Origin of the sequence: Nitriliruptor alkaliphilus DSM 45188 (assembly GCF_000969705.1) — a bacterium.
Lineage (GTDB): Bacteria > Actinomycetota > Nitriliruptoria > Nitriliruptorales > Nitriliruptoraceae > Nitriliruptor > Nitriliruptor alkaliphilus.
Map to the genome: position 1 here is coordinate 4,891,969 of NZ_KQ033901.1, position 24,032 is coordinate 4,916,000.

Below are 24,032 nucleotides of genomic sequence, written 5' to 3' on the forward strand. Positions count from 1 at the left end.
ACGAGCGTGCCGCGACGAGACTCACGCGTCGTGGGCCATGCGGTCCCAGCCGGCCATGGCGTGGTCGACGATGGCGTGGGCCTTGGCGCGGGTGCAGCCGTCGCGTGCTTGGACGGCCAGGCCTTGCAGGACGGTGAGCACGTAGGCCGCGAGGGCGTCGACGTCGGCGGCTGGGGACAGTTGGCCCTCGTCTGCGGCGCGCTGGATCCGCTGGCGGAGCTTGTCCTCGTCGGCGTGGCGGAGTTCGGTCAGGTGCCGGCCGATCCGGGCGTTGTCGGTGGTGAGGTTCGTCCCGGCCAGCACGACCATGCACCCCCGGGGTGTGGCGGGGTCGACGTAGGCGTCGGCGTTGTCACGGAGCACGGCGCGGATGGCGTCCCGGACGTGGGTGTCGGCGGCGAGGGCGCGGTCGGTGGGGGAGGTGTCGGCGGCGTTGTAGCGCGCGACCGCCTCACGGAAGAGCGCTTCCTTGGATCCGAAGGCGGCGTACAGGCTCGTGGGAGTGATGGCCATCGCCGTCGTGAGGTCGCTGATCGAGGTGCCTTCGTAGCCGCGTTCCCAGAAGTGCTCCATCGCGATCGCGAGGGCGGCGTCGCGATCGAAGGTGCGGGGACGTCCTCGAGCGGCCAACGGGGCTCCGTGTTGACGGGAGTGCGACGCTAGCAATAATGTAGCGGTCGTTACATAAAACGTCGTGGAGTGGAGGGTGTGTGAGCGATCTGGAGGGACGCGTCGCCGTCGTGACGGGTGGGAGCCGGGGGATCGGCGCGGCCGTCGTTCGGCGGTTGGCTGCCGATGGCGCCGACGTGGTGCTGACCTACCGCGATGCTGCCGACCGGGCGACGGCGGTGGTCGACGAGGTCGAGCGGCTCGGCCGCCGAGGCCTGGCGGTCCAGGCCGACGTGCGTGATCCAGCCGCGGTCGAGGCGGCGATGGAGGCCGCTGCGGCCCGCTTCGGGTGCATCGATCTGCTCGTCAACAACGCGGGGGTCTTCCCGGTGGCCACCATCGAGGAGTTGACCCTCGAGGACTACCAGGAGGCCACCGAGATCCACGTCCGGGGCGTCTTCGCCGGGGTGCGAGCGGCCCTGGTCCACATGCCCGACGGTGGCCGGATCGTGACGATCGGTAGCAGCCTGGCGGAGCGTGTGCCCGACGCCGGTCTGAGCTTGTACTCGTTGACCAAGGCTGCGCTGGTCGGGTTCACCAAGGGCCTCGCGCGAGACCTCGGTCCCCGCGGCATCTGCGCGACCGTCGTGCACCCTGGCTCGATCGACACGGAGATGAACCCGGCTGACGGTCCCCACGCGGACGGCGAGCGCGCCCTGACCGCGCTCGGCCGGTACGGGCGTCCCGACGAGATCGCGGCGATGGTCGCCCACCTGTGCGGGCCCGGCGGCGGCTACGTCACCGGTGTCGCCCTCACCGTGGACGGAGGTGCGACCGCATGACCGCCTGGGGTGTGCTCTTCCTGGCTGGCCTGCTGGAGATCGTCTGGTCCCTCGCGCTGGACCGCGCCGACGGGCTGACCCGGCCGGGCTGGGCCGCCTTCGGCATGGTCACCGCGACCGCCAGCCTGCTCCTGCTCTCCTTCTCGCTGCGGGAGATCCCGCTCGGCACGGCCTACGCCGTCTGGGTCGCCATCGGCACCGTCGGGGTCGCGACCGTCGGGATGGTCGCCCTCGACGAACCGGCAACGCTCGCACGGCTGGCCGCGATCAGCCTCATCGTCGTCGGTGTCGTCGGCCTCCACGCGACCGAGACCTGAGCCAGGGACCGTCGTGCCACCACGAGCCGACGGCCGACCGCCGAGCCCCCACCACCGGCGCGACTGCTCGCAGCTCTAGGTCTGGCGTGGCCGACCCACCCGTTCGCCGTCGCGGACGGCGCGGACCCGGTCAGCGAGTCGGGTGTCCGGGAGCTCCTCCGCGCACACGCGGTCGCTCGTTCGCCCGTCGGCTCCTCACGCTACGGGCGCGCGGAGCTTGAAGCGCTGGATCTTGCCGGTGGCGGTGCGGGGCAGGTCCTCGACGTAGTCGACGAGGTGGGGGAACTGGTAGCGCTGCAGCGCGTCTTTGCACCAGTCCTGGAGCTCGTGGGTCAGGCCCCCGTCGGCCTCGTGTCCGTCCCGCAGGATCACGAACGCGCGGATCTTGGTCAGCGCATCGACCTCGGCGGCCACCACGGCACACTCGAGCACCGCCGCGTGCTCCATCAGACGGTTCTCGATCTCGATCGGGCTCACCCACAACCCGCCGACCTTCATCATGTCGTCGACGCGGCCCTCGTAGACGTAGGCCCCCGCCTCGTCACGCCGGTAGCGGTCACCGGTCCGGAACCAGCGGCCCACCACCTGGTGTTGCGTCTTCTCACGCTGGTGGTGGTAGTAGGCGAGCGCGCTGCCGCCGCTGGCCCACAGCTCGCCGGCCTCGGTGCCTCGGATGACCTCGTCGGATTCCGGGTCGCGGATCTCGAGCTCGTAGCCGGGAACGGGGGTGCCCGAGGTGCCGGGGCGGCACTCACCGGTGCGGTTCGAGCAGTAGATGTGCAGCAGCTCCGTGGAGCCGACACCGTCGAGGATCTCGGTCCCGGTGACCTCCTTCCACCGTCGCCACACCTCGGGCGGCAGTGCCTCCGCAGCCGACGCACCGGTGCGGAGCGACGACAGGTCGCGGCTCTGCACATCGGGCTGGTTGAGCATCGCGTTGTAGAGCGTCGGCACGGAGAACAGCACCTGCGGTCGGTGCTGCTCGATGCGATCGAGCGCCCGGTCGGGAGCGGGTCGGCCGGCCAGCTGCACGGCGGTCGCGCCCGCCCACATCGGGAAGGTCAGGCCGTTGCCGAGCCCGTACGCGTGGAACAGCTTGGTGGTCGAGAAGGTGATGTCGTGCTCGCGGAGGTGGAGCACCGTCCCCGCGTAGTTCTCGCACGTGAACAGCACGTCCTGCTGCAGGTGCACCACGCCCTTCGGCCTGCCGGTGGACCCCGAACTGTAGAGCCAGAACGCTGGGTCGGCCGGGTGGGTCACGACCGGGTCGAGCTCGTCCGGACCCTCCTCCAGCCAGGCGTCGAGGTGGTGGGCACCGTCGGGCGCAGCACCGTTCGCGACGACCAGCGTCACGTGCGGTCGGACGGCGATGTGCGGCTGGACCTTCTCGAGGAACGCGCCGTCGACGATCGCGACGCCGGCGTAGCTGTCGTCGAGGTAGTACGCGTAGTCCTGCGAACGGGCGAGGATGTTGAGCGGCACCGGTACCGCGCCGATGCGGATGGCGCCGAGGAACGCGGCGTGGAACGCCGGCGTGTCGTCGAGCATGAGCAGTACCCGCTCCTCGCGCCGTACGCCGAGGTCGCGGAGGTGCGTCCCGACGCGACAGGCGTCAGCATGCAGCTGCCGATAGGTGCGCTCGTGGTCGTCGTCGGTGATCAGCGCCACCTTGTCACCGCGTCCCGCCTCGAGGTTGTGCTCGAGCAGCAGGCTCACGTTCGCACGCAGGTCGACCGCCATCGTCTCCCTCTCCCGTCGCTCCGTCGGCCTCGCCGCGCTCAGCGTCGCTGAGGGCTCGTCGACCGCGTCGGTGATGCAGCACCGGGCGACTAGACTAACCGGTCAGTCAGTTGAAGGTCAACGGGTCGGGTCGATCCCTCGGACCCCCCAGCACGCGCCGTGCACGCCAGCTGCACGCGGCGACGGGGAGGGTGTGGCTCCCGAACCGAACTCGAGGAGCCCACCGATGACCGTGCAGACCACCCCCTCACTCCTGGAAGCGGACCTGACCGCCACCGCGGACCGGGATGCCGCGGAGTTGCAGGCCGCCGTCGAGGCGCTCGGGGAGCGCATCTTCGGTGGCGCCCTCGCTTCGATGGAGCTCGCCACCGTGCACCTCGGCCTCCGTCTCGGGATCTACCAGGCCCTGCAGGAACTCGGCCCCGCGACGTCGGAGGCGTTGGCGGCCAGCGTCGGTCTCGACGAGCGCTACCTCCGCGAGTGGCTCGAGCAGCAGGCCGTGGCCGAGATCCTGACGTGCGCGAACGACGGCGCTGCTCCGGAGGACCGCCGCTACGAGGTCCCGGCGGCGACCGCGGCGGTGCTGCTCGATGTGGGGACACCCGCCTACCTCGGTCCGCTCGCGCACCTGGCGGTCGGCATCGGCGTGGCCGTTCCGGCCGTCGAGGAGAGTTTCCGTGCCGGGGGAGGGGTGCCCTTCCACGCCTACGGCGCCGAGGTCCGTCACGGGCTCGGGCTGCTCAACGGGGCCACCTTCGACCGCGACCTGGCCGCGTGGATCGCGACGATGCCCGACATCGACCAGCGCTTGCGGTCCGGTCGTCGGCCGGCGGTCCTCGACCTCGGGTGCGGTGTCGGACGCTCGACCCTCGCGCTGGCGCGCGCGTACCCGAACGCGGTGATCCACGGCATCGACCTCGACGCCGCGTCGGTCGAGGAAGCACGCGCCGCCGCGGCCCAGGCGGGGCTCGCCGACCGGGTGACGTTCGCCGTCGCGGACGCCGCGGAGCTCAGCGTCGCCGGTGAGGGGCGCTTCGACCTCGTCACCGTCCTCGAGGCGCTCCACGACATGGGCGACCCCGTGGGAGCCCTGACCTCAGCGCGCCGCCACCTGCGCGAGGGCGGGGCCGTCCTGGTGGCTGATCAGCTCACCCGCGACGCCTACGCCGCCGATGGCGATCCGCTGGAGCGCTTCCAGTACGGCTGCAGCGTCCTGCACTGCCTACCGGCCACACGTGCCGAGGATCACCTGGTCGCGCACGGGACGGTGATCCGCGCGGAGCACGTGACCGCGTGGGCGCGTGACGCGGGCTTCCCGAAGGTGGAGATCCTCGCCATCGAGGACCCCTTCTGGCGCTTCTACCGGCTGTGACGGTGGCCCGGATACATCCACCAGCCGAGGGTGAGCTCCACAGGACCGGACCGCGAGCCCGCGCGGCCGCGCCGATCGGCCCCCTGGTGGGCGACGACCCACCCGGACACCTGGCGACCGGGTGGGAGGCGCACCGGCCGCTGTCGGACGGGCTGGTGCGCCGGTTCGTGTACGCCTACGCGAGCTCGTTCACCACCCCCGTCGCGCTGATGGGCGGCAGGGTGGTGCGCCGCCAGCCGTACGTGCTCTGGGACTGCGGGGCGCCGGCGGGCCTCTACAACGGGGCGATGCTGCTCGAGCCCCTCCCGCACGTCGGCTGGGAACCGGTGGTCGACGAGCTCGGCTCCGAGCTGGACCGCGGTGCGGGGGAGGTGATGCTGTTCAGCCCGTGGCCGACGCCCGACCTCGCCGATCGGGGGTGGCGCCTGAGCGGTCACCCGCCGCTCCTGGTGCGACCGACGGGTGAGCCGGACCTGCCACCCCCTCCGTGGCTCGAGGTCCGCGAGGTCGACGGTGCCCGGTCGCTGGCCGACTGGGAACGGGTGGCGATCGAGGGCTACCCGCTCGAGGAACTGCGACCGGCGAGGCGCGGCACCTTCGTCGACGAGCGCATCCTGGCCGATCCGCACCTGCACGCGTGGGTCGCGTACGTCGAGGGGCACCCGATCGCGATCGGTACCTCGTACGTGGTCCACGGCCTCCACGTCCCCACGCTCGGGGTCACGCTCCCGGCGCAACGGGGCCGTGGCGCCTGGCACGTGCTGATGCGGCGCCGGCTGGCCACCTTCGGGTCGCTCCCGGCGATGGCGCTGTTCTCCGATCACAGCCGCCCGCTCGCCGAGGGGATCGGCTTCCTGCCGCTGGCCAGGTGGACGGTCTGGCTCCGTGCGCGCGGGGGAGCGGTGTCGCGGGCGCACCTGGCGGCGCCGACCGCGTCACGGGCCACGCCCGAGCAGCCATACTCACCGCCATGACCCTCGCGCCGCACATCCTGGTCCTGGGGCCGCTGGAGGTCCGCCAGGGGGAGCAGCGGCGCGCCATCAGCTCGCCGCTCCAGCGTCGCTTGCTGACCGCACTGACGATCGCAGCGGGTGCGACCCTCTCGAGCGAGCAGCTGATCGATCGGCTCTGGGGTCAGGAGCCACCGCCGGCGGCGCGCAACTCCCTGCAGTCTCACGTCGCTCGTCTCCGGGCGTCACTCGGCGGCAGCGCGATCCTCACGCGACCACCGGGGTACGCCCTCGACACGTCGGCGGTGACGGTCGATGCGGTCGAGTTCGAGCGGGCCGTCACGACCGCACGCGCCCGCATCCCCGACGCGCCGGCCGACGCGGCCGCCGTCCTCAGCGAGGCGCTCGGCGTCTGGCGGGGCGCCGCGCACGCCGAGTTCGTCGCCGACCTCGCGCGGGACGAGGCCCTGCGGCTCGAGAACCTGCGCGTCGACGCGCGAGGCATGTTGGCCGATGCTCAGGCGAGGGCGGGCGACCACGCGGCGGCGATCGACACGTTGCTGCGGCTACGGGAGGACGTCGCGCTGGCCACGGCGAGAGCGCTGGGCTCGGTCGACCGGACGACCGAAGCGCTCGACCTGCTGCGCTCCTACCGAGCCCGGCTCAGCGACGAGCTCGGGCTGGATCCGGGCGTCGCGATCACCGACCTCGAGCAGCAGCTCCTACGGGGGGAGCGCACGGAAGCGCAGGGGGCGGTGCTCGCCACCACGAGCCATCGGTCCTCCGGGGACGGCGGGCGGCGCTCGGGTCGTGTGACGTCGACGTCGACTCCGACACCGCCGCCGCACGCCGGGACGCAGACCCTCGGTCGCGAGGACGATCTGAGGACCATCGCAGGTGCGTTCGCCCGCGCGCGGCTGGTCACGCTGGTCGGGCCGGGCGGGGTCGGCAAGACGCGTCTGGCCACCGTGGCGGCGCTGGAAGGGATCACGGGATCCGACGGCCCGGTCGCCTGGGTGGACCTGGCGACCGTGACCGAGCCCGCGGACGTGCCGCCGCTGATCATCGATGCCCTCGGCCTCGCCGTTCCGGATCGAGCCAGCGTCGGGTCGGCGGTGCTCGCGCTCGCACGCGCGCCCGGGACCGTCGTCCTCGACAACTGCGAGCACCTGCTCGACGTGGTCGCCACGATCGTCGAGGGTGCCCTCGCACTGGACGGGCCCTCACGGCTGGTGGCCACGAGCCGCGAGCGCCTCGACGTGGCGGGCGAGCAGGTCGTGCTCGTCGATCCGCTCCCGGTGCCCGACCCCGCCACCGCGTCCGACCGCGACCCCGCCGTGCAGCTCTTCCGGGTCCGGCTCGCGGCGACGGGTCGGGCACCGGTCACCGCCGCCGAGGCGGCGCGGGTCGTGGCGGCAGTCGACGGGTTGCCGCTGGGTATCGAGCTCGCTGCCGCCAGGGCGGCGACCCTCCGGGTCGACGACCTGCTCGACCGGTTACGCCAGCACCTCGATGTCCTCGCTGGCTCGTCCCGCCGTCACGGGGAACGCCACCGGACGCTGTCCAACGTCATCGGGTGGTCCTACGACCTCCTCACCGATCCCGACGAACGCGTGCTGCGAAGGGCCTCGGTCTTCGCCTCGACCTTCCGGCTCGCCGACGCCGAACAGATCTGTGCGGCACCGGACCTGTCGCCGGCCGACGTCGTCGACGCGGTGGCCCGGCTGGTCGAGGCTTCCCTGATCACGCGCGTCAGCAGCGGGCGGTACCGGCTCCTGGCGCCGATCCGGCTGTTCGCCGCGGCGCAACTGGAACGGTCGGCGGATGCCGACACGACGCTGTCGCGACACCGCGCCGTGATCCTGGGGCTGATCGATCGTGCCGACGCGGAGATGACCGGTCCCGACGAAGCCGCGACGATCGCGGAGATCGAGGCGGCGTTGCCCGATCTGCGGGCGGTCCACGCCCGGGCGGTCGCCGATGGTGACCTCGGCACGGTGGCGCGGATGACCGGCGGACTCCACCGCTTCGCCTACGCCCAGGCGCGGGGCGACATCCTCGCGTGGGGCGACCACCTCCTGGACGCGCGGGCGGCCGATGTCGATCCGCTGCAGCGCGCGCGGGCCATCGCCGCGAGCGTCCCGGCAGCGACGTGGAACGAGCGGTTCGACGAGGCGCTCCATCGCGCCGCGTGGTACGCCGATCGCCTCGTCGACGATGCCACCGACCCCTGGGTGGGGGTCACGTTCGCCGAAGCCACGGGTGACCTGCACATGTTGCTGGGCGAGCTCGATCGAGCGGTCGAGGTCTACGAGCGCGGTGTCGGGTTCGCGCGCCGCACGGGACACGACGGGATCACCGCCTACATGCTGGCGGGGTTGTCGATCGTCACCACGTTCTCCGGCGACAGCCGCGCAGGAGTGAAGCTGGCGCTCGAGGCCGGCGAGCTCGGCGTGGGCGTGCCCACCGCCACCTCGCTGGCGGCGTACGCCCTCGGTGAAGCTCTGTCGGAGCAGGAGCCGGACCGAGCCCTCGAAGCGTTCGAGACCGCCGTCTCGTCGGCATCGGCGGTGGGGGCCCGCTTCTTCGAGGCCATCGCACGGACGGCTGGCGTCGCCCTCCGAGGACGTCACGGCGATCCCGACGAGGCACTGGATCGCTACCGGGCAGCGCTGCACATCTGGCGTCACTCCGGGGCCGACGGCATGGCGCTGACCACGCTGCGCAACCTCGTGGTCCTGCTCGCACGGACCGGCGCAGACGCCGATGCCCTGACGCTGCACGCAGCGCTGGAACGTCTCGCATCGCACGACAGCTACGGCTCCGAGGCCGACCGTCTCCGCATGGCGCTCGATGCCGTTCGCCAGCGGCTGGCGCGCACCGACCGGGATGCTGCCGAGGTGGCGAGCTCGTCGATCACCAGCGTCGCGGGAGCCATCGCGTTCGGCCTGGCGTGCATCGATCGGGCCGCCGGACGCTGATCGGCTCGGTCACCGGCACGGCCAGCGCACGTGCGGGCCGGCTGCCGGCGGCGTGCAGGCGTGGTCGGTGAGCTGCACCTCAGCGGTCAGCGACCTCCGCGAGCCTCCGTGAGATCCCCGACCGGGTCGGCCGTCTTGACATCCGATCTCCAGCAGGGGATAGTTCGGTCGGTCGTTCGACCGAACTCGACCCCTGACGCATCGATCCCTCGACGCATCGTCAACCTCGATGAACCTCGGAGTACCCGTGAGTGCCCTGCAAGGAACCGACCCCAGATCCCCGCACGACCACCGGCATCGGGCCTGTGCGTCCGCAACGTCGGAGCCGTTCGACCACGGCGCCGTCAGCCGCTTCAACGCGTGGTTCTTCGACGCGTTCGACCGGTACATCAACTACATCGCCCGTCGCCACAAGCAGGCCGCGTTCGGCGAGCTCGACAGCGATGTCGTCGTCGAACTCGGTGCCGGTGTCGGCGCCAACCTCGACCACCTGCGTCCGGGGACGCAGCTGATCGCGATCGAGCCGAGCCTGGCGATGCACGATCGACTGCGGGAGCGTGCCGCAGAGGTCGGCGTCGAACTGGTCCTGCTCGCCCAGGGAGCCGAGGAGCTCCCGCTCGAGGATGCGGCCTACGACGAGGTCATCTGCTCGCTGGTGCTGTGCACGGTCCGCGACGTGGAGGCCGTGCTCGCCGAGGTGCGGCGGATCCTGCGGCCAGGGGGGCGGTTCCGTTTCGTCGAGCACGTGGCGGCCCCGAGGTGGAGCCCGCGGCGGCTGCTCCAGCGCGTGATCCGTCGACCGTGGGCTTGGCTGTTCGAGGGCTGCACCCTCGACCGCGACACCGCGAGCGCCGTGCGTGCCGCGGGCTTCGCCTCGGTCGAGATCACCGGTCAGCGCTTCCGCCGGTCCTTCTTCGTGCCGGTGAACACCACGATCTGGGGGATCGCGACCCGATGACCGCCACCACGATGGTTCCGCCCGAGGTCACGGAGCGAGGGGCGACCGACGGCCCTCGTGCGTGGGCGTTCGTCGTCGCCGCGACCCTGGCGGCGGCGGTCGGTCTCGGGACGGTCACGAGCCACGGTGTGCTGGTGGCAGCCCTCGCACCGATCACCCTCGTGGGGGTCGGCGCGGGCGCCCTCCTCGTGGCGGTGAGCGCGCTGTGCCAGTTCGGTCTGGGACCCTTCGTCGGACGGTTGTCGGACCGCTCCGGGGTCCGCCGTGTCGTGCTGCTCGGCGCGGCGACGTACGCGGCGGGGAGCCTGGCCGCCGCGCGCAGCGCCGATCTGCGCACCGGGGTCCTGGCCTACGCCGTGGGGACCGGGATCGCGGGCGCCTGCACCCTGGCGCCGCTGCTGGCGGCCGCAGCCGGGTGGCACCGCCGCCGGCGTGCCGCAGCCGTCGCGCTGGTCAGCGCCGGCAACGGCATCGGTGCCCTGCTCATCGCGCCGTGGCTGGCCGCCAGCGTCGAAGCCCGTGGGCTCGCGGCGACCTGGACGTCGGTCGGTGTCGTCGGCACCGGGCTGCTCCTGCTGGCGGCGGTGGCGCTGCAGACACCACCGACCGATGTGCCGGGGGCGGTCGGTCCGCGGCTCCGCACGCTCACCGGCGACCCGGCGCTGGTCCGCTTCTACCTGGCGGGCGTGCTCGGCTCGGCCGGCGTCATCGGGGTGCTGTCCTACCTCGTGCCCTACGCGCGTGAGCTCGGGCACGACCCGGCGCACGCTGGCTTCCTGCTGGGCCTGACGGGGGCGGTCGGTGTCGCCAGTCGTCTGTTCGTCTCGACGATCCCGGTGGTCCGAGCGTTCGGTGCCTACCGGGCGAGCCAGGTCGCGCTCGCGGTCAGCGCGGGTGGCTGGCTCCTGGCCCCCGACCGCCACGCGTGGCTCCTGGTGTACGTCGCGGTGTTCGGGCTCGCCAGCGGACTGTGGTCGGCCCTGGCGCCGTTGGTGGTCGCCGAGGCGCGTCCGCAGCACCTCGCCTCCGTCCTCGGGGTCCTGTACACGTCCCCGGCGATCGGCGGTGCCACCGGTCCCGTCGTGGTCGGATGGCTCAGCCGTGCCGGGACGCTCCGGCACGCCGCGTGGTTCCTCGCCGGAGCCCTGACGCTGTCGGCCGTCATCCTCCGGCCGCTACCGTCGGTCGGTCGAACGGCCGACGTACGCGATCGAGGAGGCGCCCGGTGACGACCCGCCGCGCGAGTTCAGAGACCGTCCGCAGCGAACTGCTCGACGCTGCGGTCGGCTGCCTGCTCACCACCGGCTACGCCCAGGTGTCGACCCGGGCTGTCGCCGACGCCGCGGGTGTCCCCGTGAGCCAGATCCACTACCACTTCGGGGGCAAGGACGGCCTCTTCCTGGAGGTGCTCGACCACCTCGACCGCCAGCTGCTCCAACGGCAACGCACGATGTACGGCCAGGACGAGCCGCTGTGGCGACGGTGGGAGCAGGCGTGCGACTTCCTCGCCGAGGACCTCGCGTCGGGGTACGTCCGTGTGCTCCAGGAACTGATCGCGGCCGGGTACGCCGACCCGGGCGTCGCCGAGCGGGTGCGCGAGCAGCTGCAGGGCTGGCTGGCGTTGCTCACCTCGGTGGCCGAGGAGGCTGCGGCGACGGTCGGCCTCCCCGGGATGAGCCCACGCCAGGTCGCGCTGCTCGTCGGCTGCACGTTCCTCGGTGCCGAGGAGGTCGAGCTGCTCGGGCTCGTGGAGGACGGGGAGGTCCGCGCCGCCCTGCGCGCCGTGGGTGACGCGATCCGCCGTGCGGAGGAGGGGCCCTGATGCGTCCCCGGATCGCCGAGACGGAGGGGTCGATCACGCGCGACGGCGTGCGGGTCGCCTACGAGGTCTACGAGAAGGACGCACCGACGATCGTGCTGCTGCCGACGTGGTCGATCGTGCACTCGCGGGCGTGGAAGGCGCAGATCGCCTACCTGGCGCGCCACTGGCGCGTCGTGACCTTCGACGGCCGGGGCAACGGTCGCTCGGACCGGCCCACCACGGCGGACGCCTACGCCGACGAGCAGTTCGTCGCCGACACGGTCGCCGTCCTCGACGCGACCGACACCGAGCAGGCCGTCCTGGTCGGATGGTCGCGAGGCGGCAAGTGGGCCGCCTACACCGCCAGTCTCCACCCCGAACGCGTCCTCGGCACCTTCCTGGTCGCCCCCGGCATCCCGTTCTCACCGCATCCGCACATCAACGCCGAACGTTTCCTCAGCCGCGACCTCAGCGGCCAGGGGTGGGACACGTTCAACCTCCACCACTGGCGCGAGCACTGGGACGACTTCGCTGCGTTCTTCTTCGGGCAGGCGTTCCCGGAGCCCTACTCGAGCCGCCAGCGCGAGGACGGGGTCCGCTGGGCCCTCGAGACCGACCCCGACACGATGGCCCTGACCATGGGCGGTCGCCTCGCCGACGGCTGGGATCCGGTCGAACTCGTGTCGGCGATCTCGTGCCCGGTGGTCGTCGTGCACGCCGAAGGGGACCGCATCAACCCGTTCGAGTGGGGCGCGAGGACGGCGGAGCTCAGCGGAGGCACGCTGATCACCATCGAGGGTGAGGGTCACGGCCTGCCCGCGCGCGAACCGGTGCACATCAACCGTCTCATCCACCAGTTCGCGGGTCGCGTCACCGGCCGCACCGAGGACGTGCCGCGGCGGTGGACCCGCGGCCTCGATCGTCGACCACGCGTGCTGTACCTGTCCTCGCCGATCGGGCTCGGGCACGTCCGTCGTGACCTGGCGATCGCCGAGGAGCTCGCTGCGCGCCACGACGGGCTGCAGATCGACTGGCTGACGCAGTCACCGGTCACCCAGGTGGTCGCCGACGCCGGAGGGTGCGTGCACCCCGCCAGCCGGTGGCTCGCCAGCGAATCCGCGCACCTGACCGACGAGGCCGGCGAGCACGACCTCCACGTCTTCGAGGCGTTCCGCCGGATGGACGAGGTGATGGTCGCCAACTTCCACGTCTTCCAGGAGGTCGTCGAGGAGACCGCCTACGACCTCGTGGTCGCCGACGAGGCCTGGGATGTGGACCTGTTCTGGCACCACAACCCCGAGCTGAAGCGCGCGCCGCTCGCGTGGATCACCGACTTCGTCGGCTACCTGCCGATGCCGGAGGGCGGCGACCGCGAGGCCTGGTTGACCGCCGACTACAACGCCGAGATGCTGGGGTTGGTCGGTCGTTTCGACCGGATCCGGGACCGCTCCTTGTTCGTCGGCGAGCTCGAGGACGTGGTCGCACGGTCCTTCGGTCCGGGCCTGCCCGACATCCGCGACTGGACCCGTGAGCGGTTCAGCTTCACCGGCTACGTGCCGGGCTTCGATCCCGCTGCGGTCGCCGACACGGCCGCGATCCGCGCCGAGCTCGGGTACGGCCCGGACGAGGTGATCTGCATCGTCTCGGTCGGAGGCTCCGGTGTCGGTGCGGACCTGCTGCGGCGCACCATTGCTGCGTTCCCGGCCGCGTCGAGGGCGGTGCCGGGCCTGCGGATGATCGTGGTCGCCGGCCCCCGCATCGACCCCGCGGTGCTCGGCGGCGCACCTGGCGTGGAGCTGCACGCCTACCTGCCCGATCTGTACCGCCACCTCGCGGTGTGCGACCTCGCGGTCGTGCAGGGGGGCCTGACCACGACGATGGAACTGGCCGTGACGGGCCGACCCTTCCTGTACTTCCCGCTGAAGAACCACTTCGAGCAGCGCATCCACGTTCGGCACCGTCTCGACCGGTACGGGGCCGGTCGTTTCATGGAGTACGACACGGCCACACCCGAGGTGATCGCCGCCGCCATCGCCGAGGAGGTGGGCCGCCCGAGAGGTCCGCTGCGGGTCGGGCGGGACGGCGCGGCACGTGCGGCCTCAGCCCTGGCCGAGCTCCTCCCGTGACCACAGGAACGACCATGCCCAGCGCAGATGACCGCCAGCACCGCGCCCCGGCGGAGCAGCGCCCGACGACGCTCGAGGCCGCACGCTCCGTCGTGTTCGATGGGCGGTTCGCCGGGGCGGTACCCGGCTACGCCAACGGGGGGGTGATCGCCGGCACGGTGGCGCGGTCCAGGGCGGTCGGGCGAGCGGCCGTCGAGGTCAAGCTGGCTCGGCCCGTCCCGCTCGAGACCCCGCTCGAGTTCGCACCGGACGTCGACCAGGATCGTCTCTGTGTGAACGGGGAGGTCCTGGCCACCGCACAGGTGTGGACGGGGCCGCTGCCCGAGCCGGATCCGGTGTCCCTCAGCGACACCGTCGGCACCGAGGAGGTCGTCGCAGCTCACGCCCACCCGGCACCGGGCTGTTTCGTCTGCGGGCCGGGGTTGGTCGGTGGCCTGGACCTCCAGCCCGGTCGGGTGCGAGGACGCGACCTCGTCGCGACACGGTGGATCCCGCCTGACGATCTGGCGGACGGGGACGGGACCGTGCCGGCCCCGATCGTCTGGGCGGCGCTGGACTGCCCCTCCTGGTACGGCGCCGCGGGCGGTGCACCGGCGCTGCTCGGCACCATCCGGGCCCGGCAGTCGCTCCCGTTGCACGCTGGTACCGAGGTGGTGGTGACTGGCTGGTCCATCGCCTCGGAGGGTCGCAAGACCTTCGCCGGGTCCGCCATCCACGCAGCGAACGGGGACCTCATAGCGGTCGCCTCGTCGATCTGGATCCACCCCGCCGAACGAGGGTGACGGGCCTGGGCGCGGCTCGCGACGTGGCTCCGCCATGTCAGCCGGGTGCGACCGACGTACGCCAGGAGCCACCGCCGCGAGCTCAGCCGGAGGCCGTCGCGGGCTGCGCCCGGGCGGACCGGCGCCGGAGCACGGCGCGGTCGACGGCGGTCATCCCGCCCCAGATGCCTTCGTTCTGGCCGTGGTCGAGGGCGTAGCGCAAGCAGTCGACGGTCACCGCGCAGGCGGCACAGACCTCGAGCGCGGCAGCGACCTGGGGCGCATACCGCGGGGAGTCGCCACCGGGGAAGAACAGCTCCGGATCCTCGTCGAGGCAAGCGGCGGCGTCGTGCCAGGTCATCGTCGCTCCGGTGGTCGGGGTGTTACAGCCGTTCGATGATGGTGGCGTCGGTCAGTACGGCATCGACGCTGGCGGCGTTGCGCCTGGCTGCGCTCCGAGAGGTGGGGCGGATGCTACTTAACGCTCGCTAGGCGTCCTTCGCCCCGCGCGTTTCCACAGGTGCTGCGCGCGCATGCATGAGGAGCCGCGGGCGCCGCTGCGCCGACCCATGGCGGTCTCGACGTCGTCCCAGCTGTCCGGTGGCAGCGGAGCTCGTGATGGTGGGTCGTGGGCGGCGAGGCGTCGGGCGGAGATCATCGTCGAAGGTTGTCGCTGGACGCCAAAAGGGTGTCGCGGGGGGTCAAGAACTCCACGCCCCCGGCCCTTAGCGTCGGCTCGACGAACGTTCCACGGCCGCCGACCTGGAATGTCAATATGTCACGAACTATTGACATGACGAGGTGATCCTGGTTGGATCCGCGTGGGATGTCGCGCACGCGGCTTCGGACCAGCTTGGGAGGATGCAATGCCAATCGATCGGCCGACCACTGAGCAGCTCACCGCGATCGCTTCGCGGTACGGCTTTGGCCTCGATGCTGACGCGATCGCCGAGTACGCACCGCTGGTCGAGGCCAGCTTCGATGCCTGGGATGCGGTCGAGCAGCTGTACGCGAAACAGGCGCCGACCGCGCCGGACCGCAAGCACTGGACGCCGGAGGACAACCCGCTCGGGGCCTGGTACGTGCGGTGCGAGATCGCCACGGGCGACGAGGGTCCGCTGTCGGGACGCACCGTGGCGGTCAAGGACAACGTCATGGTGGCCGGCGTTCCCATGATGAACGGCTCGCGGACCGTTGAGGGCTTCATCCCGGTGCGGGATGCGACGGTCGTGAGCCGGCTGCTGGCGGCGGGCGCGACCATCGCGGGGAAGTCCACGTGTGAGGACCTGTGCTTCTCCGGGGGGAGTCACACCACGGCGCTCGGTCCGGTCCGCAACCCGTGGGACACCAACCGCAGTGCCGGTGGATCGTCGTCAGGTAGTGCTGCGCTGGTGTCGTCCGGGGGGGCGGATCTGGCGGTCGGAGGCGACCAGGGCGGATCGATCCGCATCCCCAGCGCCTACTGCGGCGTGGTGGGGCACAAGCCCACACACGGACTGGTGCCGTACACCGGTGCGTTCCCGATCGAGCTGACGATCGACCACCTCGGCCCGATCACGAGGACGGTCCGCGACGCTGCGGTGATGCTGCAGGTGATGGCGGGACCGGACGGTCTCGACGCCCGCCAGCCCGACCGCCTGAACCCCGACGACTACGTCGGGAGCCTGGACCAAGGCGTCGATGGGCTGCGGATCGGTGTCCTGCAGGAGGGGTTCGGGATCCCAGGCGTCTCGCAGTCCGGCGTCGACGATGCCGTACGCGCGACCATCGAGAGGCTGCGTTCGGTCGGGGCCAAGGTGGAGGAGGTCTCCGTCCCGTGGCACACGGACGCCATGGCGCTCTGGGCGGTGATCGCGACCGAAGGTGCTACGTGGCAGATGATCGAGGGCAACGCCTACGGCCTGAACTACCCGGGCGAGTACGACCCGGAGTTGATCGCTCACTTCGCGAAGGGGCGCCGGGCTCATGGCGCTGAACTCTCCGAGACCCTCAAGGCCACCGCTCTCGGAGGACGGCACGCGCTCGATGTCTCCTACGGCCAGCACTACGCGATGGCCCGCAACCTCGCCCTGGAGGCTCGGAAAGCGTACGACGAGGCGCTCGATCGCTACGACGTGCTGATGCTGCCGACCCTGCCGATCACCGCCACCGAGCTTCCGGCCCCGAACGCGCCCGTGGCGGAAAGGGTCGCGCGTGGGCTCGAGATGCTGGCGAACACCGCGCCGTTCGATGTCACGGGTCATCCGGCGACGTCGGTCCCGGCGGGGCCGGTGGATGGTCTGCCGGCGGCAGCGATGATCGTGGGCAAGCGGTTCGACGACGCCACCTGCCTGCGGGTCGCTCACGCCGTCGAACAGCTCGACGGTGGATTCCCCATGCCCACATCCGTCTGACCAGATCGAGCCAAGCCACCGAACCACCAGGGAAGGAAGCACCATGAACGGCGTCCATGATCTTGGCGGCACCGACGGCCTCGGCCCGGTGATCACCGAGGAGAACGAGCCGGTCTGGCACAGCGAGTGGGAGAAGGCCGTCTTCACGATGTTCCCCACCAACTTCGCCAAGGGACATTTCAACGTCGACTCGTTCCGCTTCGGGATCGAGAAGATCCATCCGGCGGACTACCTGTCGTCCCGGTACTACGAGCACTGGCTGCACTCCATCGAGCATGCGGTGGTGGATCAGGGCGTCGTCGACGCCGAGGAGCTGGAGGCGCGCACTCGTCACTACCTCGAGAACCCCGACGCGCCGTTGCCGGACCGCCAGGACCCTGATCTGGTGCCACTGGTGGAGACGATCTCGCGGGGTGGTGGCTCCGCACGTCGCGAGAGCGACAAGGCGCCGAGGTTCGAGGTCGGTGACCGAGTCCGCGTCAAGCGCGACGAGGTGCCCCACGGCCACACGCGCCGCGCCCGCTACGTGCAGGGGCGCGAAGGCGTGATCGTCCAGGCCCACGGGGCGTTCATCTACCCGGACAGCGCAGGCAACGGCGGGCCGGAGGACCCCGAGCACGTCTACACGATCCTGTTCGAGGCCTCGCACCTGTGGGGCGAACGGACGGGTGACTCCAACGGAACCGTGACCTTCGACGCGTGGGAGCCCTACCTCGAGCTGGTCTGACGGCCAGCGTCGTGCCGTGTCGCGCACTCAGCCACAACGGCCAGCGATCACACATCAGGGAGAAGAACCGATGAGCCAGACCCAGAGCCCACCCCCCGTCAACTTCAGCCTGCCCCGCACGGAGGAGCAGGTCGCGGCGCGCGTGAAGGCGCTCGAGTCGATCATGATCGAGAAGGGCATCATGACGACGGACGCCGTCGACCGCCTCGCCGAGATCTACGAGAACGAGGTCGGACCACAGCTCGGCGCAAGGGTCGTGGCCCGCGCCTGGTCTGACCCCGACTTCCACGATCGGCTGCTCGCCAACGCCACCGAGGCCTGCGAGGAGCTGGACATCGGCGGCCTGCAGGGCGAGGACATGGTCGTCATCGAGAACACCGACGACGTGCACAACCTCATCGTGTGCACGCTCTGCTCCTGCTACCCCTGGCCAACGCTCGGCCTGCCGCCCAACTGGTACAAGTACCCCGCCTACCGGGCCAAGGCCGTGCGCGAACCGCGGGCGATGCTGCGCGACGACTTCGGCCTCGACCTGCCCGACTCGGTTGAGATCCGCGTCTGGGATACCAGCGCCGAGCTTCGGTACTGGGTCCTGCCCAAGCGCCCGGAAGGTACCGAGAGCATGACGGAGGACGAATTGGCCGAGCTGGTCACCCGCGACTCCATGATCGGTGTCGGCGTCGCCCGTACCCCCGAGGCGGTCTGACATGCCGACAGCCACGACCCCCGTCGGGGATGCCCTGCGGCACGTGCAGGACCTCCTCGAGCAGCTGCCCGAGCGCGACAAGTCCTTCGACAAGCCATGGGAGCTTCGAGCCTTCGCCCTGGCTGTCGCGGCACACGACAACGGCCAGTACGACTGGAGCGAGTTCCAGCGCTCGCTCATCAGCTCCATCAAGGCGTGGGAGCAGGGTGGATCGCCAGTGCCGTGGCAGTACTACGACCACTGGCTGCAGGCCCTCGAGAACGTGCTGGCCGAGACCGGCGCCCTGACCGCCGATGAGCTCGACGCCCGCATGCACACCGTGCTCTGTACGCCCGTCAACAGAGACCACCACGAGGCGCGCCACGACCCAGTGGCCATCGACCCCGCGCGCTGAGGGCAGGGCCTTACCACCGAGCCGGTCGACTCGGTGCGAGACGGAAGCGATGTTGGGAGTCCGTTCCATGCCGAACATGACCGACTACGAAGCCGAGCGTGCCGCGTTCCACCTCGAGGTACCGGCGGCGTTCAACGCGACGCGCGACATCGTCGATGCGCGCGCGGCCAGCGATCCGGACCGCGCCGCCCTGCTGATGGTGTCGCCGGACGGGCGGACCGCCGACCGCTACACGTTCGCGCAGCTCCGCGACCGGACGTGCCAGGCCGCCAACGTCCTGGCAGACCTCGGCGTGACGAAGGGCGACCGGATCCTGGTGATGCTCCCGCGCGTGATCGCCTGGTACGACGTGGTGCTGGCAGCCATCCGGCTGGGCGCGATCCCGATGCCAGCCACGACCCAGCTGACCGCCAAGGACCTCGCGTACCGCATCGACCGTGCCGAGGCCAGCGTCGTCGTCACCGACCCGGACGGCATGGCTCGGATCGACGCCATCCGAGCGGACCGTCCGTCCCTGCGGCTCGCCTTGGTCGCTGACGGTGCGGCGGACGACTGGGTCGACCTGTCGGCGGCCATGGCCGACGCATCCATCACCGAGCCCGACGTGGTGGAGACGGCCGCCGACGATCCGATGCTCATCTACTTCACCTCCGGGACCACCGGCAACCCGAAGATGGTGCTGCACACCCACGCGTCCTACGGCCTCGGCCACCAGATCACCGCCCGCTACTGGCAGGATCTCGGCCCGGGAGACATCTTCTGGGGCGTGTCGGACACCGGCTGGGCGAAGGCCGCGTGGTCGAAGCTGTTCGGCCAGTGGGGTGTCGGGGCGACCGTGATGGCGTGGAACGCCCAGGGCAAGCCCGACTTCGAGCAGATGCTGCGGATGATCGTCGACCACGGCGTCACCGTGTTCTGTGCCCCGCCCACGATCTATCGGAACTTCGTGCTGCGGGACCTGTCCGGTTACGACTTCTCGTCGCTTCGCCACTGCCTTGCGGCCGGGGAGGCGCTCAACCCTGAGACCTTCGAGGCCTGGCGGCGGGCCACGGGGACCGCGATCCACGACGGCTACGGCCAGACCGAGACCGTGAACCTGCTGGCCAACTACCCGTGCATGCCGATCAAGCCAGGGTCGCTGGGCAAGCCCACGCCCGGGCTCGATGTCGTCATCGTCGACGAACAGGGTGAGCCGCTTCCCCCCGGCTCCGAGGGGCAGATCGCGGTCCGCGTCCAACCCCAACGCCCACCGTGGCTGTTCACGGAGTACTGGCGAGACGAGGAAGCGACCGCGCGTTCACACCTCGGCGACTACTACCTGACCGGCGACCGGGCCCACGTCGACGAGGACGGCTACTTCTGGTTCCGCAGCCGCAACGACGACGTCATCATCTCGTCCGGCTACCGGATCGGCCCGTTCGAGGTCGAGTCCGTCCTGATGGAGCACGAGGCTGTCGCGGAAACCGCGGTGATCGGTGTCCCGGACGAGATGCGCGGCGAGGCCGTCAAGGCGTTCGTCGTCCTGGCCCCCGGTCACGAGCCCTCGTCGGAGCTGGCGGCGGAGCTGCAGCAGTTCGTCAAGGAGCAGACCGCTCCCTACAAGTACCCGCGCGAGGTGACGTTCATGGAGGAGCTCCCCAAGACCATCTCCGGGAAGATCCGCCGCGTGGAACTCAGGAGGCTGCCCGCATGAGGGGTCCGTTCGTAGCCGCCTCCATACGTCGACGGTGGTCCCCGTCGACCCGACGCCGTCGCAGTTTCCTCGTCGGATCCCTCCTCAGCTGCCTGCTGCTCTCGGCCTGCAACGCTGCCGCCGCCCATCCGCCTCAGGCGGAGACGGGCGCGATCGTCAACTGTGGTCGCGACGTGGCCGTCGGTGAGGTGCCCGAGCGCATCGTGGTCGCCAACTCCGCCGCGGTCGAGAACCTGCTGGCTCTGGGTGTCGGGGACCGCATCGTCGGTGCGATCGGCGACCGGGACTCCATCAGCCCCGATCTGCGTGATGGCTTCGACGAGCTGGAGCTGTTCGACACCGGGACGGAGTTCTACCCCAGCGTCGAGGTCGTGCTCGAAGCGGAGCCGGGGTTCGTCTACTCGGCCTACCGCAGTGCGTTCGAGAAGGCGGGCGGCATGCAGTCCCGCGACGAGTTCGAGTCGCTGGGTATCCGGACCTACCTCGCTCCGGCGGCGTGTCCCGAGCGGGAGACGTCCGGCGAGCCGCTCGGGTCCGAGGACTTCTGGGGTGAGCTGACCGACCTCGGCGGTCTGCTCGGGGTCGAGCAGCGCGCACAGCAGCTCGTTGCCGAGCAGCAGGCGGCGATCGAGGAGGTCCGCGCGTCGCTGCCCGACACCGAACCGCTGCGCGTCTTCTGGTGGGACATCGGCACCAACGAGCCGTGGGGTGGTCTGTGCTGTGGGGCACCGGGGATGATCATGCGCGAGCTCGGCCTGGAGAACGTGTTCGACGATGTCGCGGGCGACTGGGGCGACGTCAGCTGGGAACAGGTCATCGAGCGCGATCCCGACATCGTGGTGATGGCGGACTTCGGCGACGGGGACATCGACGAGAAGCGCGCCTTCATCGCCGGTGATGACACGCTGCGTCTGCTGCGGGCCTTCGAGGAGGACCGGGTCGTCGTCCTCCCGTTCTCGCAGACCACCCCGGGTCTGCAGAACGTCGCGGCGATCGAGACCATCGGCGATGCGTTGCGCGGTTGGGGCGCTGAGGGATGAGCCAGACCGCGACCCGGACCGTCCGCCGCGTCCTCGCCGGTACGACGGTCACGGGCGCCGACCGCCGGGGAGGGCAGCTCACGCTGCTCGGTCTCGGTACTGCTGCGCTGCTGGTCTCCTGCCTGGTGGCGGTGGGGGTCGGTCAGGCGGACATCTCCGTCCGCGAGGTGTGGACGGTGGTGACCGACCGCTCGGGCCTGGGCTTCCTGCAGGTCTCCGCGCTCGGCTTGGGTGGCACGGAGATCAGTGAGATCCGCGCGAACGTGGTCTGGCAGCTGCGCCTGCCGCGGGCGCTGACCGCGGCGATGGTCGGCGGTGGGCTGGCGTTGGTGGGCGCGGTCATGCAGACCCTGATGCGCAACCCGATGGCCGACCCCTACCTGCTCGGTATCTCCTCGGGCGCCTCGCTGGGTGCGGTCTCGGTCATCGTGGCTGGTGTCGGGGGCGGGATGGTCGCGGTCTCCGGCGGCGCCTTCTTCGGAGCACTCGGCAGCTTCGTGCTGGTGTTGGCGATCGCCCAGCAGGGCGGCGCCATCCGGCCCGACCGGGTGATCCTGGCGGGCGTCGCGATCGGTGCGTTCTTCGCCGCGTGTACCGCCTTCGTCATCCTGTGGGTGGCCGATCCGCAGGCGACCCAGGAGGCGCAGTTCTGGTTGTCGGGGTCGCTGGCGGCGGCGCGCTTCTCCTCGGTCACCACGGTGATCTGGGTGCTGGTGCCGGCCGTGGCGATCTGCCTGGGGGCGTCGCGCCAGCTCAACGCCTTCGCGTTCGGCGCGGACGCCGCCGCCAGTCTCGGCATCGAGGTCAACAGGATCCGGTGGCTGTTGCTGGTGACCTGTTCGCTCCTGACGGGAGTGCTGGTCGCGGTGAGCGGCGCGATCGGCTTCGTCGGCCTGTTGGTGCCGCATGCGGTGCGGTTCCTGGTCGGCGTGGATCACCGGCGCCTGCTCCCAGCTGCAGTGGTGGTCGGTGGCCTGTTCCTGCTCTGGGTGGACGTCGCCGCGCGCACGATGTTCGAACCCCGCGAGATGCCGGTCGGCATCATCACCGCGATGGTCGGCGTCCCGGTCTTCATCTGGCAGCTGCGGCGAAGGCTCGGGGTCACGACATGAGCCATCTGGCCAAGGGCGAGCCGCTCGCGGTGTGCGAGCTGACGGTGAGTATCGCCGACACCGCGATCGTGCAGGGTGCCGACCTGCACGTCGCGCAGGGTGGGTTCACCGGCCTCATCGGCCCGAACGGTTCGGGCAAGTCCACGCTCCTGCGCGGTATCGCGCGGCTGCTGGCCCCCGACGACGGTGCGGTGTTCATCGGCGCCGACGACGTCGCGGCCCTGCCACGGCGGCAGGTGGCACGCCGGCTGGCGCTGGTCGAGCAGCGAGTCGGCACCGACGTCGACCTGACGGTCCTCGACGTGACACTGCTCGGTCGGATCCCTCACCAGGGGTCGTGGCGGTGTGCCAGCGAGGTCGACCGCGCCGTGGCGCTGTTCCACCTCGAGGAGGTCGGGATGGCCGACAAGGCGGACCGCTCCTGGCACACACTCTCGGGTGGTGAACAGCAACGGGTGCAGCTGGCGCGAGCGTTCACACAGGAGCCCACGGTGCTGGCCCTCGACGAGCCCACCAACCACCTCGACATCGCCCACGCGCTCCAGATCCTCGCAACCGTGCAGCACGTTGGCCTGACCGTGGTCGCCGCGCTGCACGACCTGAACCTCGCGGCGACGTTCTGCGACCAGCTCGTCGTGCTCCACGAGGGCCGCGTGGTCGCCAACGGGACGCCGCAGGAGGTGCTCACCCCGCAGCTGCTCCGCGAGGTGTACGGGGTGGAGGCCGCCGTGGAGGTCAGCGCCGTGACCGGGCGGCCGGCGATCAGCTACCACCGACCGCTGGTGCCGCATTGAGCACCGCCACGACCGTCCCCGCCACGCCCGTGCCCGCGACGCGGACCCTCGACGCAGGCTGGCTCGCCGGCGAGATCGAGCTGCGGGGTCGGATGTGGGCGACCGACGATGCCCGGGTCCTGGGGACCCTGTGGTGGTACTCGGCAGCGCCGCACCTGATCGGCCCCGCGGCGCAGAGCTTCTTCACGCCCGGCGCGACCTGCAGTCCGCGACTCGAGAACGTGGTCTTCCACCGCGAGGACACCAGCCGTCTCGCCGGCTCACATTCGACGGCCGACCTGCCGCCAGGCGTCGAGCCGCTCGCCGCGGCGATCCGCCAGGCATTCGAGGCTGCGATCGCTGCGCTGGCACCGTACGTCCCGCGGCCGCGGCCGCTCTGGGCGATCGGTGCCGATGCCATCGCCGACCGGTTCCTGGAGGTCGGCCGTGCCCGTCGGCAGACCGAGCAGACAACCGAGGCCGCACTGGCAGTGGCCCGCGCGGTGGGTGCACCGATGCCGACTCCGCGATTCGCGGACGTATCGCACCACCCGGGGGCGTACGACAGCCCCACACAGCGTCACGTGCGACGCAGCTCATGCTGCCTGCTCTACCGGGCGCCGAACCAGCAACCCTGTGCGGGCTGCCCGCGCCGCTCCCGAGAGGACCGGGAGGCGCGGCTCCGGGCACGTACCAGGCGCTGACACCTCGCTCCTTCGGTGTGTCGCCATCTTCGG

22 protein-coding genes are annotated in these 24,032 nt (G+C 71.2%); 19 read left to right on the forward strand and 3 right to left on the reverse strand.

Annotated elements, in window-relative coordinates; all coding sequences use genetic code 11:
• Positions 1-21: 21 nt before the first annotated feature.
• Positions 22-630, reverse strand: a complete 609-nt coding sequence (locus NITAL_RS22710) for a TetR/AcrR family transcriptional regulator (RefSeq protein ID WP_052668575.1) — start codon at positions 628-630, stop codon at positions 22-24.
• An 80-nt stretch (positions 631-710) separates the two neighbouring features.
• Here NITAL_RS22710 and NITAL_RS22715 point away from each other — a divergent pair, with 80 nt between their 5' ends.
• A complete protein-coding gene (locus tag NITAL_RS22715; RefSeq protein ID WP_052668576.1) occupies positions 711-1,451 on the forward strand; it encodes an SDR family NAD(P)-dependent oxidoreductase in 741 nt (246 codons plus the stop codon).
• Positions 1,448-1,768, forward strand: coding sequence for a DMT family transporter (locus NITAL_RS22720; protein WP_052668577.1), 321 nt, complete (start codon positions 1,448-1,450; stop codon positions 1,766-1,768). The genes NITAL_RS22715 and NITAL_RS22720 overlap by 4 nt, the downstream gene beginning before the upstream one ends.
• 195 nt (positions 1,769-1,963) lie before the next feature.
• Here the strand turns inward: NITAL_RS22720 and NITAL_RS22725 are convergent, their stop codons facing one another.
• Entirely contained in the window at positions 1,964-3,508 is a 1,545-nt protein-coding gene (locus NITAL_RS22725) for a benzoate-CoA ligase family protein (protein ID WP_052668578.1), read from the reverse strand.
• Between the two features lie 226 nt (positions 3,509-3,734).
• On the opposite strand from NITAL_RS22725, the gene NITAL_RS22730 reads away from it, so the two are divergent.
• From NITAL_RS22730 to NITAL_RS22765, 8 genes are all read left to right on the forward strand, one after another.
• On the forward strand, positions 3,735-4,880 hold the full coding sequence (locus tag NITAL_RS22730; protein WP_052668579.1) for a class I SAM-dependent methyltransferase: 1,146 nt from the start codon (positions 3,735-3,737) through the stop codon (positions 4,878-4,880).
• Positions 4,881-4,966: 86 nt separating this feature from the next.
• Entirely contained in the window at positions 4,967-5,854 is an 888-nt protein-coding gene (locus tag NITAL_RS22735; RefSeq protein ID WP_157042045.1) for a hypothetical protein, read from the forward strand.
• Positions 5,851-8,811, forward strand: coding sequence for an AfsR/SARP family transcriptional regulator (locus NITAL_RS22740; RefSeq protein WP_157042046.1), 2,961 nt, complete (start codon positions 5,851-5,853; stop codon positions 8,809-8,811). The genes NITAL_RS22735 and NITAL_RS22740 overlap by 4 nt, the downstream gene beginning before the upstream one ends.
• Before the next feature lie 247 nt (positions 8,812-9,058).
• Positions 9,059-9,769: a class I SAM-dependent methyltransferase gene (locus tag NITAL_RS22745; protein ID WP_211262616.1), complete on the forward strand. Its 711-nt coding sequence runs from the start codon at positions 9,059-9,061 to the stop codon at positions 9,767-9,769.
• A complete protein-coding gene (locus NITAL_RS28700; RefSeq protein ID WP_052668582.1) occupies positions 9,766-10,998 on the forward strand; it encodes an MFS transporter in 1,233 nt (410 codons plus the stop codon). The genes NITAL_RS22745 and NITAL_RS28700 overlap by 4 nt, the downstream gene beginning before the upstream one ends.
• The gene (locus NITAL_RS22755) at positions 10,995-11,591 is read left to right on the forward strand and encodes a TetR/AcrR family transcriptional regulator (protein ID WP_052668583.1); all 597 of its coding nucleotides are present in this window, start codon (positions 10,995-10,997) and stop codon (positions 11,589-11,591) included. Before NITAL_RS28700 ends, NITAL_RS22755 begins: the two co-directional genes overlap by 4 nt.
• Positions 11,591-13,696 (forward strand): alpha/beta hydrolase, encoded by a 2,106-nt coding sequence (locus tag NITAL_RS22760; RefSeq protein ID WP_052668584.1) that lies wholly within the window; start codon positions 11,591-11,593, stop codon positions 13,694-13,696. The genes NITAL_RS22755 and NITAL_RS22760 overlap by 1 nt, the downstream gene beginning before the upstream one ends.
• 14 nt (positions 13,697-13,710) lie before the next feature.
• Positions 13,711-14,478: a hypothetical protein gene (locus NITAL_RS22765; RefSeq protein WP_052668585.1), complete on the forward strand. Its 768-nt coding sequence runs from the start codon at positions 13,711-13,713 to the stop codon at positions 14,476-14,478.
• Between the two features lie 82 nt (positions 14,479-14,560).
• Here NITAL_RS22765 and NITAL_RS22770 read toward each other — a convergent pair whose 3' ends face one another.
• Positions 14,561-14,818, reverse strand: a complete 258-nt coding sequence (locus NITAL_RS22770) for a WhiB family transcriptional regulator (protein ID WP_052668586.1) — start codon at positions 14,816-14,818, stop codon at positions 14,561-14,563.
• A gap of 505 nt (positions 14,819-15,323) precedes the next feature.
• Here NITAL_RS22770 and NITAL_RS22775 point away from each other — a divergent pair.
• The 9 genes from NITAL_RS22775 (at position 15,324) to NITAL_RS22815 (ending at position 23,999) form a co-directional block, all read left to right on the forward strand.
• Positions 15,324-16,850: an amidase gene (locus NITAL_RS22775; RefSeq protein ID WP_052668587.1), complete on the forward strand. Its 1,527-nt coding sequence runs from the start codon at positions 15,324-15,326 to the stop codon at positions 16,848-16,850.
• A 43-nt stretch (positions 16,851-16,893) separates the two neighbouring features.
• Positions 16,894-17,577, forward strand: coding sequence for a nitrile hydratase subunit beta (gene nthB, locus NITAL_RS22780; RefSeq protein ID WP_052668588.1), 684 nt, complete (start codon positions 16,894-16,896; stop codon positions 17,575-17,577).
• A gap of 70 nt (positions 17,578-17,647) precedes the next feature.
• The gene (nthA, locus tag NITAL_RS22785) at positions 17,648-18,283 is read left to right on the forward strand and encodes a nitrile hydratase subunit alpha (RefSeq protein ID WP_052668589.1); all 636 of its coding nucleotides are present in this window, start codon (positions 17,648-17,650) and stop codon (positions 18,281-18,283) included.
• Between the two features lies 1 nt (position 18,284).
• On the forward strand, positions 18,285-18,677 hold the full coding sequence (locus tag NITAL_RS22790; RefSeq protein WP_052668590.1) for a nitrile hydratase accessory protein: 393 nt from the start codon (positions 18,285-18,287) through the stop codon (positions 18,675-18,677).
• Between the two features lie 76 nt (positions 18,678-18,753).
• Positions 18,754-20,370 carry an acetate--CoA ligase gene (locus NITAL_RS22795; RefSeq protein WP_083442304.1) on the forward strand — a complete coding sequence of 539 codons (1,617 nt, stop codon included), beginning with the start codon at positions 18,754-18,756 and terminating at the stop codon, positions 20,368-20,370.
• Positions 20,367-21,410, forward strand: coding sequence for an ABC transporter substrate-binding protein (locus NITAL_RS22800; protein ID WP_083441919.1), 1,044 nt, complete (start codon positions 20,367-20,369; stop codon positions 21,408-21,410). Before NITAL_RS22795 ends, NITAL_RS22800 begins: the two co-directional genes overlap by 4 nt.
• A complete protein-coding gene (locus tag NITAL_RS22805) occupies positions 21,407-22,522 on the forward strand; it encodes a FecCD family ABC transporter permease (RefSeq protein ID WP_083441920.1) in 1,116 nt (371 codons plus the stop codon). Before NITAL_RS22800 ends, NITAL_RS22805 begins: the two co-directional genes overlap by 4 nt.
• A complete protein-coding gene (locus tag NITAL_RS22810) occupies positions 22,519-23,316 on the forward strand; it encodes an ABC transporter ATP-binding protein (protein WP_052668592.1) in 798 nt (265 codons plus the stop codon). The genes NITAL_RS22805 and NITAL_RS22810 overlap by 4 nt, the downstream gene beginning before the upstream one ends.
• Complete coding sequence (locus NITAL_RS22815; RefSeq protein WP_052668593.1) at positions 23,313-23,999, forward strand: (2Fe-2S)-binding protein; 687 nt, start codon at positions 23,313-23,315, stop codon at positions 23,997-23,999. Before NITAL_RS22810 ends, NITAL_RS22815 begins: the two co-directional genes overlap by 4 nt.
• Positions 24,000-24,032: the final 33 nt, after the last annotated feature.

Bases quoted from the DNA above. Each gene is read 5' to 3' on its own strand.
- NITAL_RS22720 (WP_052668577.1), top strand. From the start codon at position 1,448: ATGACCGCCTGGGGTGTGCTCTTCCTGGCTGGCCTGCTGGAGATCGTC.
- NITAL_RS22725 (WP_052668578.1), bottom strand. From the start codon at position 3,508: ATGGCGGTCGACCTGCGTGCGAACGTGAGCCTGCTGCTCGAGCACAAC.
- NITAL_RS22730 (WP_052668579.1), top strand. From the start codon at position 3,735: ATGACCGTGCAGACCACCCCCTCACTCCTGGAAGCGGACCTGACCGCC.
- NITAL_RS22740 (WP_157042046.1), top strand. From the start codon at position 5,851: ATGACCCTCGCGCCGCACATCCTGGTCCTGGGGCCGCTGGAGGTCCGC.
- NITAL_RS28700 (WP_052668582.1), top strand. From the start codon at position 9,766: ATGACCGCCACCACGATGGTTCCGCCCGAGGTCACGGAGCGAGGGGCG.
- NITAL_RS22760 (WP_052668584.1), top strand. From the start codon at position 11,591: ATGCGTCCCCGGATCGCCGAGACGGAGGGGTCGATCACGCGCGACGGC.
- NITAL_RS22765 (WP_052668585.1), top strand. From the start codon at position 13,711: ATGCCCAGCGCAGATGACCGCCAGCACCGCGCCCCGGCGGAGCAGCGC.
- NITAL_RS22770 (WP_052668586.1), bottom strand. From the start codon at position 14,818: ATGACCTGGCACGACGCCGCCGCTTGCCTCGACGAGGATCCGGAGCTG.
- NITAL_RS22775 (WP_052668587.1), top strand. From the start codon at position 15,324: ATGCCAATCGATCGGCCGACCACTGAGCAGCTCACCGCGATCGCTTCG.
- nthB (WP_052668588.1), top strand. From the start codon at position 16,894: ATGAACGGCGTCCATGATCTTGGCGGCACCGACGGCCTCGGCCCGGTG.
- nthA (WP_052668589.1), top strand. From the start codon at position 17,648: ATGAGCCAGACCCAGAGCCCACCCCCCGTCAACTTCAGCCTGCCCCGC.
- NITAL_RS22790 (WP_052668590.1), top strand. From the start codon at position 18,285: ATGCCGACAGCCACGACCCCCGTCGGGGATGCCCTGCGGCACGTGCAG.
- NITAL_RS22795 (WP_083442304.1), top strand. From the start codon at position 18,754: ATGACCGACTACGAAGCCGAGCGTGCCGCGTTCCACCTCGAGGTACCG.
- NITAL_RS22800 (WP_083441919.1), top strand. From the start codon at position 20,367: ATGAGGGGTCCGTTCGTAGCCGCCTCCATACGTCGACGGTGGTCCCCG.
- NITAL_RS22805 (WP_083441920.1), top strand. From the start codon at position 21,407: ATGAGCCAGACCGCGACCCGGACCGTCCGCCGCGTCCTCGCCGGTACG.
- NITAL_RS22810 (WP_052668592.1), top strand. From the start codon at position 22,519: ATGAGCCATCTGGCCAAGGGCGAGCCGCTCGCGGTGTGCGAGCTGACG.